This window comes from Wolbachia endosymbiont of Zygogramma bicolorata, assembly GCF_051130665.1.
Taxonomy (GTDB): Bacteria; Pseudomonadota; Alphaproteobacteria; order Rickettsiales; family Anaplasmataceae; genus Wolbachia.
Genome location: NZ_CP149530.1, coordinates 1,019,651 through 1,037,125, shown reverse-complemented (window position 1 = coordinate 1,037,125; position 17,475 = coordinate 1,019,651). Strand labels below are relative to the sequence as shown.

The 17,475-nt window shown below is 34.5% G+C and carries 13 protein-coding genes; 8 read left to right on the top strand and 5 right to left on the bottom strand.

Annotated features, from left to right (window positions below; all coding sequences use genetic code 11):
• Window positions 1–125 precede the first annotated feature (125 nt).
• Window positions 126–1,391 carry a metallophosphoesterase family protein gene (locus tag WKH12_RS04900; RefSeq protein ID WP_434732153.1) on the top strand — a complete coding sequence of 422 codons (1,266 nt, stop codon included), beginning with the start codon at window positions 126–128 and terminating at the stop codon, window positions 1,389–1,391.
• A 27-nt stretch (window positions 1,392–1,418) separates the two neighbouring features.
• Here WKH12_RS04900 and dnaA read toward each other — a convergent pair whose 3' ends face one another.
• Entirely contained in the window at window positions 1,419–2,801 is a 1,383-nt protein-coding gene (dnaA, locus tag WKH12_RS04895) for a chromosomal replication initiator protein DnaA (RefSeq protein WP_434732152.1), read from the bottom strand.
• A gap of 326 nt (window positions 2,802–3,127) precedes the next feature.
• On the opposite strand from dnaA, the gene WKH12_RS04890 reads away from it, so the two are divergent.
• A complete protein-coding gene (locus WKH12_RS04890; protein ID WP_434732151.1) occupies window positions 3,128–3,886 on the top strand; it encodes a type I glutamate--ammonia ligase in 759 nt (252 codons plus the stop codon).
• Here WKH12_RS04890 and WKH12_RS04885 read toward each other — a convergent pair.
• Window positions 3,869–4,441, bottom strand: coding sequence for a hypothetical protein (locus WKH12_RS04885; protein ID WP_434732150.1), 573 nt, complete (start codon window positions 4,439–4,441; stop codon window positions 3,869–3,871). The two genes, WKH12_RS04890 and WKH12_RS04885, sit on opposite strands and share 18 nt — an antisense overlap.
• Window positions 4,442–4,659: 218 nt before the next feature.
• On the opposite strand from WKH12_RS04885, the gene WKH12_RS04880 reads away from it, so the two are divergent.
• From WKH12_RS04880 to ubiA, 5 genes are all read left to right on the top strand, one after another.
• Entirely contained in the window at window positions 4,660–7,734 is a 3,075-nt protein-coding gene (locus tag WKH12_RS04880) for an efflux RND transporter permease subunit (protein ID WP_341822831.1), read from the top strand.
• A gap of 88 nt (window positions 7,735–7,822) precedes the next feature.
• Window positions 7,823–9,385, top strand: coding sequence for a transcription termination factor NusA (nusA, locus tag WKH12_RS04875; RefSeq protein WP_434732656.1), 1,563 nt, complete (start codon window positions 7,823–7,825; stop codon window positions 9,383–9,385).
• Between the two features lie 9 nt (window positions 9,386–9,394).
• Window positions 9,395–11,719: a translation initiation factor IF-2 gene (gene infB / locus WKH12_RS04870; RefSeq protein ID WP_434732149.1), complete on the top strand. Its 2,325-nt coding sequence runs from the start codon at window positions 9,395–9,397 to the stop codon at window positions 11,717–11,719.
• Between the two features lie 9 nt (window positions 11,720–11,728).
• A complete protein-coding gene (locus WKH12_RS04865; RefSeq protein ID WP_164225054.1) occupies window positions 11,729–12,145 on the top strand; it encodes a ribosome-binding factor A in 417 nt (138 codons plus the stop codon).
• A gap of 3 nt (window positions 12,146–12,148) precedes the next feature.
• Window positions 12,149–13,006, top strand: coding sequence for a 4-hydroxybenzoate octaprenyltransferase (ubiA, locus tag WKH12_RS04860; RefSeq protein ID WP_253307364.1), 858 nt, complete (start codon window positions 12,149–12,151; stop codon window positions 13,004–13,006).
• A gap of 1,150 nt (window positions 13,007–14,156) precedes the next feature.
• Here the strand turns inward: ubiA and WKH12_RS04855 are convergent.
• Together WKH12_RS04855 and WKH12_RS04850 are read right to left on the bottom strand one after the other, a co-directional pair.
• Window positions 14,157–14,990, bottom strand: a complete 834-nt coding sequence (locus tag WKH12_RS04855) for a hypothetical protein (RefSeq protein ID WP_434732148.1) — start codon at window positions 14,988–14,990, stop codon at window positions 14,157–14,159.
• Window positions 14,991–15,118: 128 nt separating this feature from the next.
• Complete coding sequence (locus WKH12_RS04850; RefSeq protein ID WP_434732147.1) at window positions 15,119–15,562, bottom strand: hypothetical protein; 444 nt, start codon at window positions 15,560–15,562, stop codon at window positions 15,119–15,121.
• A 131-nt stretch (window positions 15,563–15,693) separates the two neighbouring features.
• Here WKH12_RS04850 and WKH12_RS04845 point away from each other — a divergent pair, with 131 nt between their 5' ends.
• Window positions 15,694–16,971: an APC family permease gene (locus WKH12_RS04845; RefSeq protein WP_353286694.1), complete on the top strand. Its 1,278-nt coding sequence runs from the start codon at window positions 15,694–15,696 to the stop codon at window positions 16,969–16,971.
• A gap of 8 nt (window positions 16,972–16,979) precedes the next feature.
• On the opposite strand, the gene WKH12_RS04840 is transcribed toward WKH12_RS04845, so the two are convergent.
• Complete coding sequence (locus WKH12_RS04840; RefSeq protein WP_434732146.1) at window positions 16,980–17,426, bottom strand: hypothetical protein; 447 nt, start codon at window positions 17,424–17,426, stop codon at window positions 16,980–16,982.
• Between the last annotated feature and the right edge of the window lie 49 nt (window positions 17,427–17,475).

Here is a 17,475-nt window from a genome sequence, read left to right as displayed (position 1 = left end):
GTGTCAATCTGATACTAGAATAATTTAGAAATTACTTGTATAATTTGATTATGAATTTTGTGATTATAAATTTTAATCATTTAAGACAACCTTACTACTAATTTTTAACTTAGGTTTTTATACAAATGAATGTAGCTAATATCTTTATTTTTTTAGCTCTATCTCTTATAACCAGCTTTCATTCTGTCCATGCACAAATATTATACACATGGTCTCAAGTTATCCCAGAAAATAAATTAAGCATACGTGCAATTACAGACAATGACATGTGTCCCATTGTTTATGTCGATGGCGAGGAAATAGAAATGCTGAATCGCAGCTCAATTAACAATGGTGATCATAACGAAACAGTTTGTGAACTGACAGTACAAACAAGTGCCAAAAACATTAGTATTGAGGATCTACGAGTTCCTATATTACCAGAAAAGGTTAATAAAATTGCTTTTATTGGTGACACGGGTTGTAGAATAAATATGTTATTTCAGCAGGAATGTAATTCGGTAGATAGCTGGCCTTTAAAAAAAAATTTAGATTCAATCGCCCTTCATAAACCAGATTTAATTATCCATGTTGGTGATTATCATTATAGACAAACAAAATGTAGAAATACAAAAAAGTGTGGCGATATTTATGGATATAATAAAAAAGCTTGGTACGCTGATTGGTTTGAGCCTGCAAAGGATATTTCATTACAATCCCCTTTCCTTTTTGTTCGTGGAAACCATGAGAGTTGTAATAGAGCTTATGAAGGATGGTTCAGGTATCTAGATTCATACCCCTTTTCGTCTGAAAAATGTGGAAACTTCGTTTCTAGTTGGTCCTTAGATGCTGGACCGATGAAATTTTTTATCTTCGACTCTTCATCCGGTGAGGATATTTTTACAACCCAAAGCACAATTGATGCTTTTGAAAGGCAATTTGATAAATTGATACAAGATAAGCCCACGTGGTTTTTAACTCATAAACCGCTTTGGAGATCTCCAAAAAAAGAATTTTTGACATTAAAAAGCCATGGTAATCTTACACAAATTGAAGCTTTTGGAGATAAATTTCCAAGCAATGTCACTACCATAGTTTCTGGCCACATTCATATAGCCCAGATTTTATTAATGGATAATGTTCCAGACCAGATTATAGTTGGAAACGGTGGTGCATTATTACATGCTCAAGATCAAGAGCCTGTTTATCAAAATGTAGAATTTGACTATTCAAATGGTAGAAACTACTTAGCACACGAGGTTAGAAACTTTTTCGGTTTTGGCTTTGCAATACTAAACTTAGATGATCACAAATTTACCTTCTATAATCAACACAATAAGGAAATGTATTCTGCGAAGCTAACAGAAGATTTTAAACTTAAACGGATTAAAACTATAGTCGATTCATTTTAGGACTTGTTATTAGCTATTTTAACAACGCTACTTAAACATTTTTTTTAATCGATTGATTTCATCAGCAAATTTTGAGTCGGTCTTTATAAAATTTTCTACTTGTTTTACTGCATGTATAACGGTAGCATGGTCTCTGCCACCAAAGTTTCTCCCAATATCTGGTAGGCTTTTTTGCGTAAATTTTTTGGCAAAATACATAGCTATTTGTCTTGGCCTTGCAAGACTGCGAAGTCTTCTATTGGATTGCATATCTGCAACCTTTATATTGAAAAATTCAGCTACTTTCTTTTGTATTTCTTCTATTGTGATTGACCTATGATTTGACCTAAGAAGATCGATTAGGGTTTCACTAGCTGATTCTACCGTCATACTTCTTCCAATTAATGAGGTATGGGTAACCTTATTTAATGCTCCTTCTAATTCTCTTATATTAGATTTTATGTTCCTTGCTAAAAACTCTAGGACATCTTTCGGAACATACATATTCATCTGCTCCACTTTTGCCTGCAATATACCAAGCCTTAATTCAAAAGTTGTTTCATTAATATCTGCCACCAACCCCCAACCGAGTCGTGATCTTATTCTTTCTTCCACTCCATCAAGATCACTAGGAGACCTATCAGCTGATATAACCAATTGCTTATTTTGGTCTATCAATGCATTGAAAGTGTGAAAAAATTCTTCTTGTGTACTATCTTTACCACTGATAAATTGCACATCATCTACCATCAATACATCTACTGATCTAAATTGCTCTTTAAATAACATAATATCTTTGCTTCGCAGCGCTGTAATATATTGGTACATGAATTTCTCTGCTGATAAATATACTACTTTTCTTTTTTCTGATGGGGAATTGACTATGTCCCAAGCTATAGCATGCATTAGATGTGTTTTACCAAGTCCCACTCCACCATATAGAAACAAAGGATTGCTGCCTAATATTGGATCTATAGATTCTGCCACACGCTTTGCCGCCGTAAATGCTAATTCATTTGGCTTTCCCACTACAAAATTATCAAAGGTGAACCTTGGATCCAGCGGCGAACCAAGATTATGATTACTTTCCTCTCTGTTTTTTAGTATAACATTAAAATTTGAATTCCTTTCCTCAATTACTTGAATATCAATAGAACGTATGCTTTTATCTTCGCTTTGCCATAATGATAATATTTTTTTCATGTAATGAACTGTAATCCACTCTTTTATAAACCTTGTTGACACGGATAAAAGAACTTCCCCATTTCTGCTACTGACAAATTTTAGCGAACTCAGCCAGCTGTTATATGTTGCTTCTCCATAAAGATTATAAAGACAATTTTGGATTTTTTCCCAAGTAACATTGTGATCCGTTACTGTAATAATCTGATCAAAAAACATAGTAGAAACCTTAGGGCTAGTTAAGTTCATATACCATACCAAGAAAAAAGCAACAATTAGAAAAATATAAGATAATCAATAGCTTACTGCAAAATGAAAAGCTAATACTACTTAATACATACTAAAAATTATGGTGATTTTTTGATGAGTTGTAAAGGGTATAAAAACACTAAAATTGATCATTTTTATTTCAAAAAAATGAAAAATTTGTAAATGTCGCTTGTATCGAGGATTAGAAGCATGCTATTAAAAATAGTAATACATTATGTATAAATAAGATGTTAAATTTACTGGCAAATAAGTAAAGTATTCATATAAATATAGCTAACCTAATATAGATTTACTGAAGCAAATTTATGATTATATTAAGTAATTTGAGTTGTCATGCTGTATTCGGTATTGAACTAGAGTTTTACATTGAAGGAATAGAAAAAGAATATTTATTTCTAAATAGCATCAAAAATAAAATAGCATTTCTTGAATTTTCTTGCGAGAAGGAGAATTCTACACATCAATATGAGATAAAAAGTGGTTGTTATACGAACTCCGACAATTTAATTAAGCATTTTGAGTTAGCAAAACAATTACTTACTGAAGTAGCACAAAAACTTGGTGGGAACGTTTCTTTTAAAGCAAAGCCTTATTTGGATAGAGCAGGCAGTGCATTAAATGTGCATGTTAATCTCGTGAATTCAAATAACGATAACTTATTTTATATCAATGAGCAAAAGTATAGTGATTATTTGATTCATAGTATTGGCGGATTATGTGCAATGATGAAAAAACATATGTTGTTTTTTGCTCCAAATGATGATTCATATTTAAGATTTCAGTACCCGGATATTCACACTCCAACTACGATTAGTTGGGGAGTAAATAACAGAACTGCTGCGATAAGAATTCCCTATTTTGGCAACGATTCCAAAAGATGCCGCCTAGAGCACCGTGTTCCTGGAGCAGACTGTAACCTTGAAAAAGTACTCACAGCAATAATTGAAGGTATAGTTTTTGGTATAGAGAACAAAATTGCTCCGCCAAATAAGGTCTACGGCATTGCATCTGATTCTCAATATAAGATGGAGAGCTTAATACAACAACTACATGTTAAACCCTAACCCGTTAAACCCCTTTGCTGGCCGTTCTAGCACTTCCCTCACATCATTATTTACCCCATGCTGTAATAGCCACTCTGCAGGAGATAGTTTTCTCTCAGGTTTAGATTCTATACTAATATTTGCACTTGGTCTTTCAGGAAGTGGATTACCAAGCGCATCCATGTGTTTAGGTAAAGGTTCCATAACAATATTTGTAGCACTAGAAACGGAATGACTATCTTTAGTATCAGCGCTTTTAGAAAGTGAATTACCTTTGAAATCCATATGTTCAGGTAGTCCATTTTTCATTTCTTCTTGTGCTCTTTTATTTTTTAATTCTTCTGCTAGCTCAGTTTCAGTTCTTTTTGGTTCTTTTACGGATATTTCCGTATCTTTTTCTTCACCTTCATCTTCTGAAACACGAGTAATTTCAGCTTTAGTTCTTATTTTATGAATCAGCAAAAGTAATAAGTAAGTAACTGCAGCAGCAGAAACGATAATGGCTATCTTTGCGGCAATGTGGATTGCTGTTAAAAATATTAAAGCTGATAAAGCTCCAGCTAATTCCAGACACAATAACTTTTCTCTTGCCTTTTGTTACATTTAAAATTGCCACCATAATAACCTCTCAAATACTGTTCTAGAATTATTATACAGAAATTTTCTTATACTTGCAATTTTGCGAAAATTTTAATTATTTGCGTAAAGTTTTAAAGCTATACAAGGATTAATTAATATGCAACGTATCTCGACTATAATATTGTACAAACACACATATTTAGTTAACATTCAACATGCAGAGCTTACTCATAGAGCGAAACAGGGCGGTGGTATTATTACTTATAGTAATTTTTATCTTCGGTTCATACGTTTATGTAAAAATGCCAAGGGAAAGTAACCCTGATATACAGATTCCTATAATCAGCGTGTTTGTTGGACTTCCTGGGATTTCTGCTCAAGATAGTGAAAAGCTATTAGTGCTGCCTATAGAAAATGAACTAAGATCCATCGAAGGTGTAAGAGAATTGAGAGCTTTTGCAACTAATGATGGTGCTCACATGATACTCGAATTTGGAACAGAGTATGATAATAAAGAAGTGCTCGATAATGTCCGTTCAAAGCTTTCAAACATAAAATCGAAGTTACCTGTTGAAGCGGAATCTCCGATAATCAATGAAATAAACTTGAGCTTATTTCCGATACTCAATGTCGGCTTAATTGGTAATTTGCCAGAAAGAGCCTTAACTGAAATAGCACGCAAGCTAAAGAAAGAAATAGAATCTCTGCCAAATGTTCTCAAAGTTGAAGTGGCAGGTATGCGTAAAGAAACAGTGGAAGTTATAATTGAGCCCACAGTTCTAACAAAATATAACATTCAATCAAACGAAATATTCCAAGCTATATCAAGCAATAATAGACTAGTGGGAGCTGGGTCACTGGAAAATGATACCGGTAAATATTCGATTAAAATATCAGGGTTATTAAAAGATATAGAAGATATTATGAATATTCCTATTAGATCTCAAGGCGATGCAGTTTTGAGAATCAAAGATATAGCAAAAGTATACCCTAGGTTTGAGGATCACCAAGGGTTTGCTCGCATTAATGGATTACCTAGTGTCGTGCTAGAAATTTCAAAACGTAACGGAAAAAACATAATAGACACAGTAAATCAAGTAAAATACTTAATGGATAAGGCAAAAGATCAATTACCTGAAAATTTAAAAGTGGTGTACTTAAATGACCAGTCAAAAAACGTCCGCGATGTGCTTGATGACTTGGAAAACGGCATAATATTCGCTGTGTTGTTAATATTGATCATAATGATGCTTTCTATGGGAACAAGGATTGCTATTCTTGTGGCACTCTCGATACCCGGTTCCTTTCTCATTGGGATAATAGCTCTTTACTTTATGGGCATAACCTTAAATATCGTTGTGCTCTTCAGTTTAATCATGGCTGTTGGCATGCTGGTTGATGATGCAATTGTGATCAGCGAATATGCCGATAGAAAGATGATCTGCGGAATGGACAAAGTAGAAGCCTTTCACACTTCAGTTCGTGATATGTTTTATCCGGTTCTATCATCGACGTTAACTAAATTAGCAGTGTTTTTTCCTCTATTATTCTGGCCTGATACTGTTGGTAAATTCATGCAGTACATACCAATTACAATAATTCTAACTTTGACTGGATCGCTCATTATGGCTTTGGTTTTTATACCAACACTTGGTGCAATATTTGGTAAGCCTTCAATAACTTCAAAAAAAGAAATAAAAAAAATGAGTGCTATAGAAAGTGGTGAGATAAAAAATGCTGGGCCTATAATAAGAGCTTACATACGCATGCTAGAGAAGGTTTTAGATCATCCTAAAAAATTCATATGTGCTACTGTATTCGTCCTGTTTTCATTTAGTGTGCTGTACTTTACCTTTGGTCCTGGAGTGAAGTTTTTTCCGAAAGTGGATTCAGATAATATTTTAATCAGTGTTAAAGCAAAAGAAAGCTTATCAGCCAAAGAACGAGATCTGATACTCAAAGAAGTGGAAGAACGCATTTTGAGCGTTGAAAAAGAAATTCATGTTTCTTATGCTAGATCAGGAGCATTTTCAGACAATGTTATCGCCAGAATTCAACTAGAACTTATGGATTGGCGCTTCAGGCGCAAAGCTAAGCACATATTAAACGATATAAGGAGCAGTGTGCAAGACATGAAAGGAATAATAATTAATGTTCAAGAGGAAAAGTCAGGACCGTCGGCTGACAAGCCAATACAAATTAACCTCAGCGGAAGTGCATCCAATCTGAATTTAGCAGCAGAGAAAATTCTAAAAATTATGGACCAACCTTCATCCGGGTTTATAAATATTCAAGATAGCAGATCAGCACCTGAAATAGAGTGGAATATGAGTGTTAATAAGAGTAAGGCTACAAGTTCTGGAGTAAGTGTTGCAACCATTGGCGATTTTATAAAGATGGTTACAAATGGAGTGTTGATTGGAAAATATAGACCAAATAACACGGATGAAGAAATCGATATTGTACTCCGTTTCCCCAGAAGGGACCGCAACATGAAGACTATAGATAATCTTTTTATCAATACAGTTAATGGCCCGCATCCTATGAGCAACATAGTAAAATATGCTCCCGAAAAAAAGGTAAACAAACTAAATAGGATTGATGGATTACGTACAGTGACAATTTCCGCTGATGTGGATACAGGCTATCTTGTTAATGAAAGAGTAAAGTTCATTCAGAATTCTATTGCCCAGGATTGGGACAAGGGAGTAAAAATTGACTTTAAAGGCGACAAAGAAGATCAACAAAAATCAGGAACATTTTTGTTAAAGGCTTTTATATTAGCAATTACACTAATGATATTGGTATTAGTGACACAGTTTAATAATGTATACCATACATTTATCGTAATGACAGCAGTGTTTTTATCCACAACATGTGTGTTTTTTGTTTTCTTTCTTATCCAACAAGTTTTCGTAGTTGTTATGTGTGGAGTGGGGATAATTGCTTTGGCAGGAATTATAGTAAATAATAACATACTATTGCTTGATGCCTTTCATCACCAAATTAAGGTACACAAAAATGACATCAAGCGATGTGTAATAAACGCTGCAATTTCTCGCGTTAGGCCAATATTGCTTACCGTTGCAACCACAGTTCTTGGTTTAATACCGATGATTACCAGGTTAAATATCAATTTTTTTACGCTACAAATCACATATGATGCTCCATCAAGCCAGTGGTGGGTTGACATTTCAACAACCATAGCAAGTGGAATATTGGCTGCAACGGTCTTAACTTTATTCTTTACTCCGGCGTTGCTTGTCATACAAAGACATGAAAAAACTTGACTTAAATTAGCAATCATTTAACATTTAAGATAGCGTTCTTTGCCCGTTGAAGCTATAATTATAACTAATTACATTGGATTTATTTATTATGATTGCTAATCGTAAAAGCAGTGTTAAGCAGAAAAGTAACAAGAATAACATAGTTGGAAGCCTTGATGTAATAAAAACAGCAGGAGAACTTTCACTTCAAAAAGGTTTAGATTTTAATGTTGTAATAAAGGCACTAGAAAGTGCTATAGAAGCAGTGGCTTATCAAAAATATGGTAGCAAAAGTAAAATTGTAGTTAATATAGATAGAAATACAGGCAAAGTTACTTCATACAGAAAACTAAAAGTTATTGATGACGAATCAAATGAAGAAGAGAACACTGAGTATGAATCAATTACGCTGACACAAGCTAAATTAATAAAAGGAGATGCAAAAGTTGGAGATACTGTTAGTGAATTGCTCTCTCTTAACACTGATCTTGCTTCAGCAAGGATTGCCCAGCAAAAGATTGCTCAAATAATTAAAGATGAAGAGTCAAAAAAGCAATATGAGGAATTTAAAGATAAGGTGGGAGAAATAAGGTATGGTATTGTTAAACAAATAGAATATTCAGATCTTATTATAGACATAAATGGCACTAGGGCATATCTTCCATTGCGAAATTTGACCGGTGGTGAATCATTTCGTGAAGGCGATAAGGTTAAAACTTACATACAGACCGTTAAGCGCTCTGATGATGGACGTCAAATTATTCTTTCTAGGACTCATGAAGGCTTTTTAGAGGCATTATTAAATCAAGAAATACCAGAAATTGCTGACGGGTTAGTAACAATTAAAGGTATAGCTAGAGACGCCGGCTCAAGGTCTAAGGTTGCTGTTTTCTCTCCTGACAAGAACATTGATCCAGTAGGTGCTTGTGTTGGAGTTAAGGGAGATAGAATAAAAACTATTATACACGAATTAAATGGTGAAAAAATTGACGTTATAAATTACTCCTCAGATTTGGGTCAATTTGTTATTAAAGCCATTACTCCTGCAGAAGTATCGAAGGTTATTATTGATGAAAATGAAAATTGCATAGAGTTAATAGTTGCTGAAGATCAATTGAGTTTAGCTATAGGAAAAAAGGGCCAGAATGTAAGATTAGCTTCAGAGCTTGTTGGATGGAAAATTGAGATATTAAGCACTCAGCAAGAATCAGAAAGGCGAAGTAAAGAACTTAGTCAATGTTCAGCTTTATTTGCTGAAGCTTTAAACTTAGAAGAGATTATGGGTCAGCTATTGGTAACAGAAGGTTTTTCAAGCGTAGAAGATATATCCAACGCTTCAATTAAAGAGCTTTCTTCAATAGAGGGCTTTAATGAGGATATTGCAAACGAACTTCATAACAGAGCAAACAAGCACCTGAAAGCAGAAAATGATAGAAAAATAGAAGAGCTAAAAAGTCTAGGTATGGAAGATGATGTAATCAATTTAACTTTATCAATAGACAATAAAATTGCTCTTAGTAAACATGATATTAAGACTTTAGAGGACATAGCAGATTTATCAAGTTATGAGTTTTGCAGCATACTCTCTTCCTCAGCTGATAGTAAAGAAAATCTAAAAGATACAGTAGACTCAATAATCATAGAAGCACGTAAAAAGCTTGGGTTAATATAATAAAATAATATGAATAATGAAGATATCAGTAATAAAAAATTAACGCTCCAAGGCTTAAGCAAGCTTAAATTAGACCTCAATTTAAACTCTTCAGCTAGCCCAAGTACTGGAGCTACAATAGTAAAAAAAAGAAGAAAAAAATCTCATGATGCAGAAGAACATAATTTATTTGACGAGAGTAAATTAGGTTCTTTAACAGAGAAAGAACAAATTTTCCGCATTAATGCTGTGCAGAATGCTGCTTTGCTGAAAGAAAGAAATCAGAGAGAAGAAAAAGAGAAAACAGCAAAAGAAGACAGCAATAAAGAGATTGACGAGAAAAATGAAGCGGACACTTTATCTAAAGAAATAAATAAGAAAGTTTTAAGTAATACTCACTTAGTTGAACTAAGAGAAGATAATATTGACTATGAGAGCGACGATAAAAAGTCTTCTAAAGTCAACAAAGATATATATTCTAAGCATTCTAAACTGGTAATTGCACAGGCAATAGATGAAAAAACTGAACAACCCCCTGTATTTAAGCAAAGATTTGGTATAAGAAGTAGAAAGTCAAAGTTTACTAAGGGTAAAAATATATCAAGAGAAGTTATTATACCAGACAAAATAACTATCAGGGAGTTATCTGTTCGTATGGCAGAAGATAGCAAGAGTGTGCTAAAAATGTTCAAAGAAGAAGTCGGTGAGAGTTATAGAGTAGATGATCTGGTGGATCCAGATATAGCATCTGAAATAGTGGAAAAATTTAATCATACGGCTAAACGAGTGAGCGATACCAACAGAGAAAAGGATTTATTTTTTATAGAAGGCAGAGAAAGCCTGCCTAAAAAACCTAAACCACCAATCGTCACTTTTATGGGACACGTCGATCATGGTAAAACCTCATTGCTCGATGCATTTCGTGAATCTAATGTTGCAGAAAGAGAGTCAGGTGGCATAACTCAACACATAGGTGCTTATCAAATAACGACAAAAGATAAGCAAAAAATTACTTTTATTGATACACCAGGACATGAAGCGTTCACTGCGATGCGTGCACGTGGTGCCAATATTACTAATATAGTCGTAATAGTAGTTGCAGCTGACGATGGAATCATGAAACAAACAGTTGAAGCAATAAATCATGCAAAAGCAGCAAATGTTTCTATTATAGTTGCTATTAATAAAATTGATAAATCTGAACCTGGTGATGTAGAAAAAATAATTAATAGTTTGCCTCAATATGATCTCATCTCTGAAGAGCTTGGTGGTGATATTATGATTGTGCCAGTATCAGCAAAAAAGAAAACTAATTTAGATAAACTAGAAGAGGCGATTTTGTTAATCGCTGAATTAATGAAGCTAGAAGCAATAGAAGATTGTCGAGCACTTGGATGGGTAATAGAATCCAAAATAGATAAAGCGAAAGGAATATCAGCTACATTGATAGTTGAGGAAGGAACGTTAAAGGTTGGTGATATATTGGTAGTTGGTACAACATACAGCAAAGTACGTAGTATGGTTAATCACCTTGGTCAAAGAGAAAAAGCAGCACTACCCTCCGCTCCAATTGAAATTACTGGTCTAAATGGTGTGCCAAATGCTGGAGATAAATTTGTTGTTGTAAATTCTGAAAAGCAGGCGCGTGAAATTGTTGAATACAGGCTAGAGTTGATCAAGAAAAAGAAAGAAGATTTAGACGACAATAATTTAGATATATTCAGTCGTAATAACAGTGAAACAGAAGAACTATCTGTAGTTTTAAAGTGCGATGTAACTGGTTCTATTGAAGCAATATCAAGTTCAATTGATAAACTCGGTAAAGACCAAGTGAAATTAAATATCCTACACAAAGCAGTAGGAGGGATAACAGATTCAGATGTGCTGCTTGCAGAAGCATCAAGTGCAGTAATTTTAGCTTTTAATGTAAAAGTGGACTCAAAAATAAGGGACTTGGCAAAACAAAAAGGTGTAGAAATACATACTTATAACATAATATACGAGCTCATTGACGACATGAGAATGTATTTAACTAAAATGTTAAAGCCTGTTACACGAGAGGTTCGTGTTGGTTCTGCATCTGTGAGGCAAATATTTAACGTATCTAAAGCTGGTAATATCATTGGATGTTACGTAAGTGATGGAGTCATAAGAAAAGATTCTTTAATTAAGGTAGTGCGTGGTGGCAAATTGGTGCATGAAGGAAAGTTAAAAGCACTACGTAGATTTAAAGATGATGTTAAAGAAGTAGGTGTAAACTTTGAATGCGGAGTATCACTAGAGGGTAATATCGATATTAAAGTTGGAGATATTTTGGAAGCTTATCAATTAGTGCAAGAAGAAAGGGTGTTATAGTAGATGGATATGAAAAAGGAAATTAGAAACCTAAAAATAGCATCGGTATTGCATAGAGCAATATCAAGAGTCCTAATGGAAGGTAAGGTGTTCAATAAAAATGTAGCGGTATCTGACGTAAAATTAAGTAAAGATTTGAAAAAAGCAGATGTATATATTGTGTTATCTTCATTGAATATCCAAGTAGCTGACTACTCAGATTCAGAAAAAAGTACATGGATTTCAGCATCACGCACTGGAGATCCTTCTGAGGATAATTGTGATATTAACACTGTTGTTAATGAAATGAACCAATCTGCATGGTCAATACGTAAATCTATATTGTGTTATGTTGATTTGCGATTTATACCTGAGTTAGTTTTCAAGCCTGATTTAGCGTTCGATAATTTTGTTAATGTAAGCAAAATATTACATAATCACACTTAATTAATGTATTTCAACCGTTACTTTTCATTAATGAGACTGCACAGTTTAACAGGTTTGTGGCTTGTGCTATTTCCCAGTTTGAGCGGTATTCTTTTAGCCTCAACTTCTCTATCGTATCAGGCTCTTTTTCTCCTTGTTTTATTTACTATAGGTGCATTTTTAATGAGACCTGCAGGGTGCATAATCAATGACATTTTCGATAGGGAAATAGATGCGCACGTTGAACGAACAAAATATAGGCCACTTGCAAGTGGTGCATTAAACATAAAGCAGGCTTTGGTTTTACTCTCACTGCTACTATCTATCGCCTTGGTAATTTTATTGTTAACTAATAAAACCACACTCATACTTGGAATAATCTCAATGTGTATGATAGCTACTTACCCTTTATTAAAGCGGTATGTTTGGTGGCCACAATTGTTCTTAGGGTTTACCTTCAATATGGGATCGCTCATGGGCTCAGCAGCAATAATAAACCAGATCAGTATAGAATCCTTGCTGTTTTATATAGGATGCGTCTTTTGGACACTTAGCTATGACACCATATACGCTCATCAAGATAAAAAAGATGATGAAAAACTCGGAATGAAATCTACCGCATTATATTTTGGTGATACAACAAAATCTTGGTTGAAAAGATTTTATTTAATATCTCTTATGACGTGGCTATATGCTGGTATCTTATCATCATTAAATAACATCTTTTATATTGCTCTACTTGCTGTAGGGTTCATATTTCACCGCCAATACAAAAATTTCAATCCTGACGATCCCAGTCAATGCATGTCCATATTTAAAAATAATTCCTACGTAGGGTTGCTTCTCTTTTTTGGCATCCTTTTAGATAGAATTATCACCTAGGTCTCAAGAGTTTTGGCTCTAATGAAGTAAATAAACTCAGGTAGCTCGCAGAAACGAAAAAACTTACTTGACAAACTCCGCCAGCCCCCTTATTATGATAACATCGGTATTCATGACTCAAAACTTGTTTTTGACCTGCAGGCTCAATAACAAAATTCAGTAAAAAACTTAGGGTATTTTTTGGCGAATTACATAAAATTATAGCGGCTGCATGTCTTTTAAATTTTTTCTACATTCAGCCAAATCGCGCTTATTTTAAGCGTTAGCACATTATTACAGCGCCACTTACAGTAATATAGAGTCAAAACTCGCACCACGGGGCTTCTTTTGCCTTTTTTTCGTTTGGTAAATTTCTTAATGTTTGTAGCTAAAGCAATTTAAGAGACCGAAAATGGTGTCATTCCAGCGTGTGACGCTGGAATCTAGTCTTTATTATGCAGCCACTTATTTAAAGTTAAGTTTTCTGGATCCAAGTAGTCAAGCTACTCGGATGACACCTTGACGATTTGAAGAATCGTCATCCCGCTACGTGTTAGCGGGATCTATGCTAAGAGATACCGCGAATGAATCGCGGTATGACGGTCTGCGGCGATATGACGGTTCGCGGTGGCATGACGATAACTTCGTCATCCCGCTGCTTGTTAGCTGGATCTATGCTAAGAGATACCGCGAATGAATCGCGGTATGACGGTCTGCGGCGATATGACGGTTCGCGGTGGCATGACGATAACTTCGTCATCCCACTGCTTGTTAGCGGCTAAGAGATACCGCGGCGGTATGACGTAGGGAAACCTTTCTTGGTTAGCTACAGCAGCTTGCAAACCATTCAGAAAAGGGAAGACAAAACTATAAAAAACCATAGGCGCCAGATGGTTTTTAGCTAAAGTCAAGTGTCTGGAATTTTAGACATAGAATCCCCCATATGAACAAGATTCAGAAAAAATGCAACGTACATTGGGCAGAGATTAAGTATATGTATACACGCTGAAGAAGATACGCCACATTTTTAACTGAAATTTAGATGAAAAGTCTGCAGACGGAGATAGATTTTGAGCTCTCTAAATATCTCTAATTGTCATTATAATAAGGCTTTGAATATGCAGAAGTAATTTTTTTAGTTAAAATAAAAAAGTTTTCTGCTATAGCACTACTAAGCAGCAGAAGACCTTGCATGACCTCCAAAAAATGCTTTTACTCTTTCAAGATAAGTAGGTGGTACTGGAGGAATTTCTATACCATCTATAACAGCGCTTATTGCTTCTTTTACATCGTCGCTTGTAATTAACTCTTTTAATTTATGTTTTATAGGGCCTCTTCCAACATCTTGCCCATACCTATTGTAATAATCCACATATAATTCATTAAAGACAGATTGTTTTGCTTCTTCTATCAGTTTACTGATGTTGCTTTTTATTTGAGGATCCATATCACCATCAGAATAAAAATTATCAAAATTGTCCTTTAAAACTGTAATTTTTTTATTGTTACAGCTTCTAAGGAATTTTTCCGTAATGCTTGGCATTCTCTCGTACACTTGAGAGTTTACTGCAACTGTAAAGTTATTTTTAGCTTCAAGACAACTAAGTGAATAAATAATACGATTAAACATTCCAAGATGACATGCACCATTTCCTTCTTTTAAACGCATCAGTAACATGCACTTTAGAAAATCTGTATCTAACTTTTGATCCGTAGCTGCAGTCAAAACTAAATTTGCAGTTTGTGTAAGTGTCAGACTAGTTCTTGATTCTTGCCAAGTTGCCCGGTTGGAGCCATTAAAATTAAGATAAAGTTTTAATTGCTCTTTTTCTTGAGTTGTAAGCTCATCTGAATTATTTATGTAGTCTTCAAACTCTTTATTGAGTACATTTGGTTGAGCTCCAAATTTCTCTTTTAACTCTTGAGCGCATTGGAAAATACTATGTTCAAAACTACTCGTGTGAACACTCTGACTACTAGTGCCCACATCACTTACATTAAACAAAAAGCTTAGCTGCTTTACATTCAAACCCAAAGGTGAGAAAAGCCTCACTAATGGATACTTTATCAATTCAAGAAGTGCTACTGGGATTAATAATATAGTATTGATAAGCACTAAACATATTCTAGCACCTATTGCTCTACTACCAACATTCTGCTGAGCTCTGATACCTTCGATGCACAGTACAAAAATGGTAATTGAATGCAATATATTAAATATATAGAGAAAAACAAAATTTTATCTTTTAATCCTATTGTCGGGTCATTATATACTTCAGAAAAAATACTATCACCACTATTTTCATTTTTGAAAGACTGATAGCTGCTTGTAATCTTTTCTGTAAAAATAGAACAGAGCTTATGTATGCCATAGCATGCAACACAGGCAGCAAGAAAAATTGCGAGTGTTCCAAAAAGAGCTAATGCCTCACTTGAGGTTTTTGCAAGAAGGAATGCATAAAGCGCATTAATAAAGATCTCAAGTAAATATTCAGATAAAAACAATGCTCCAATAGCGGAAACAAATAGTAAAATATACCCACAAACAACCAAAAATATTTTTAACCTCAGATTCATAACCTTCACTTAATAATTTGTTAATATAATCTATTTTAGAAATAAATTGAGAAAAATGCAAGTTTTTATAAAGATCGATTGAAATTTCTGAGCTTCAGTTATATCGTTAGTCTATTTAGATAAAAATTATTGTGTCAAATAAAATAGGTTTTTGGGCTATTTTTGCCTTAGTGATTAGCAGCCAAATTGGCTCTGGAATTTTTATGCTTCCAATTAGCCTTGCTCCATATGGCATGTACAGCCTTATAAGCTGGGTGATATCAGGGCTTGGTGCTATATCTCTTGCTTTGGTTTTTGCCTTACTCTGCGCAAAATTTCCAGAAACGGGTGGTCCTCACGTTTATGTAAAGCATGCTTTTGGCCCTGCTGCAGCTTTCTTTGTTGGTTGGACGTATTGGGTGATCTCATGGGTTAGCACGACAGCAGTAATCGTTGCAAGTATTGGCTATCTTACTTCGCTTTTTCATGGAGATATTCAAAATATACGCTTATTTTTAGAAATACTATTATTTACGATCATTACACTAATAAATTTAAGAGGTGTCACTGCTGCTGGATGTGTTGAGCTTTTATTGATGACTGTCAAAATTACCGCACTGCTTGCTATACCAGTAACAGCGTTGTTTTTCTTTGATAGGAATAATTTTATCATAAGTGAGGAAATATCAACCCTCACGATGTCTCAAGTCCTTGCTCGCTCTACACTACTCACTCTATGGTGTTTTATTGGACTTGAATCAGCAACAGCACCTGCAGGATCAGTCAATGATCCAGCAAAGACTATACCAAGAGCCATAGTACTTGGCACAATCTCTGTTGCAGTTATATATTTCATTAATAGCCTTGCAATCATGGGATTGATAAACGGCAATGATCTAGTTAATTCAAAAGCGCCGTATGTTGACGCAATAAAAATTATGTTTCCTGGTAATTGGCATTTGATCATTTCTATTGTTGCTTTTATTGTTTGTGTTGGCAGTTTAAATGCTTGGGTACTAGCTAGTGGACAAGTGGCCCTTGGCCTTGCAGAAGATAAACTGATGCCACAGTTCTTTGCTAAAAGAAACAAGCACGGTTCTCCTTTCTGGGGCATAACAATCAGCTCCGTTGGCACTTCAGTTCTACTAATTCTCACTTCAAGCAACAATTTTGCTAAACAGATCACATCAATCATCGACTTTTCTGTAGTTTCATTTTTATTTGTTTACCTTGCATGCAGTCTTGCTTTTCTCAAGGTTATTATAAAGGAGAAAAACTATTACAAATTTTTAATTGGCAGTATAGCAACAACCTTTTGCTGCTGGGTAATATTTGAAACTTCTGTGAATACCTTGCTGATCGCAAGCTTATTCACCGCAAGTGGCATACCCATTTATTTATTTTGGTACTGCAGAGCTCCTGCACAATAAAATAGAGTTTAACGACTTTTCTTATTGTCCACTTGTTCAACATTACCCTTCTCAAGTTTACTATCTACTTCTTTTGCGTGTTCATCATCTACACTAGTCTCATCTTTTATCTTACTGGAGTGACCTGCTTGCGATTTTTCATATGCTTCCATGTTGTCATATATAGGGTTACTGATGATTTCTATTTTTTCAGGTGTGAAAATCCTTGCTAAAAATCTCCCTATTATTGGTATTGATCTTAAGAAATCTCTTAGCTTTGAAGATTCTTGTCTTTTATTTAGGAACTGTTGGTCTATTTTAAGGTTTTTTACACCATATTTTTTATCATCAAAATTTATTGCAGGCTTTCTTTTTTTCGAAAGAACATTTTGAGCCTTTAATCCATTGGTTCTTTCAGGCTCTTGAGGTGTAGACATTGCAAGTTTAACCTTAGTTTCATCGTATTCTTTATTCATCTTTCACTTTATTATGTAATATTACTAATATTGCATAATAATAGCTAAA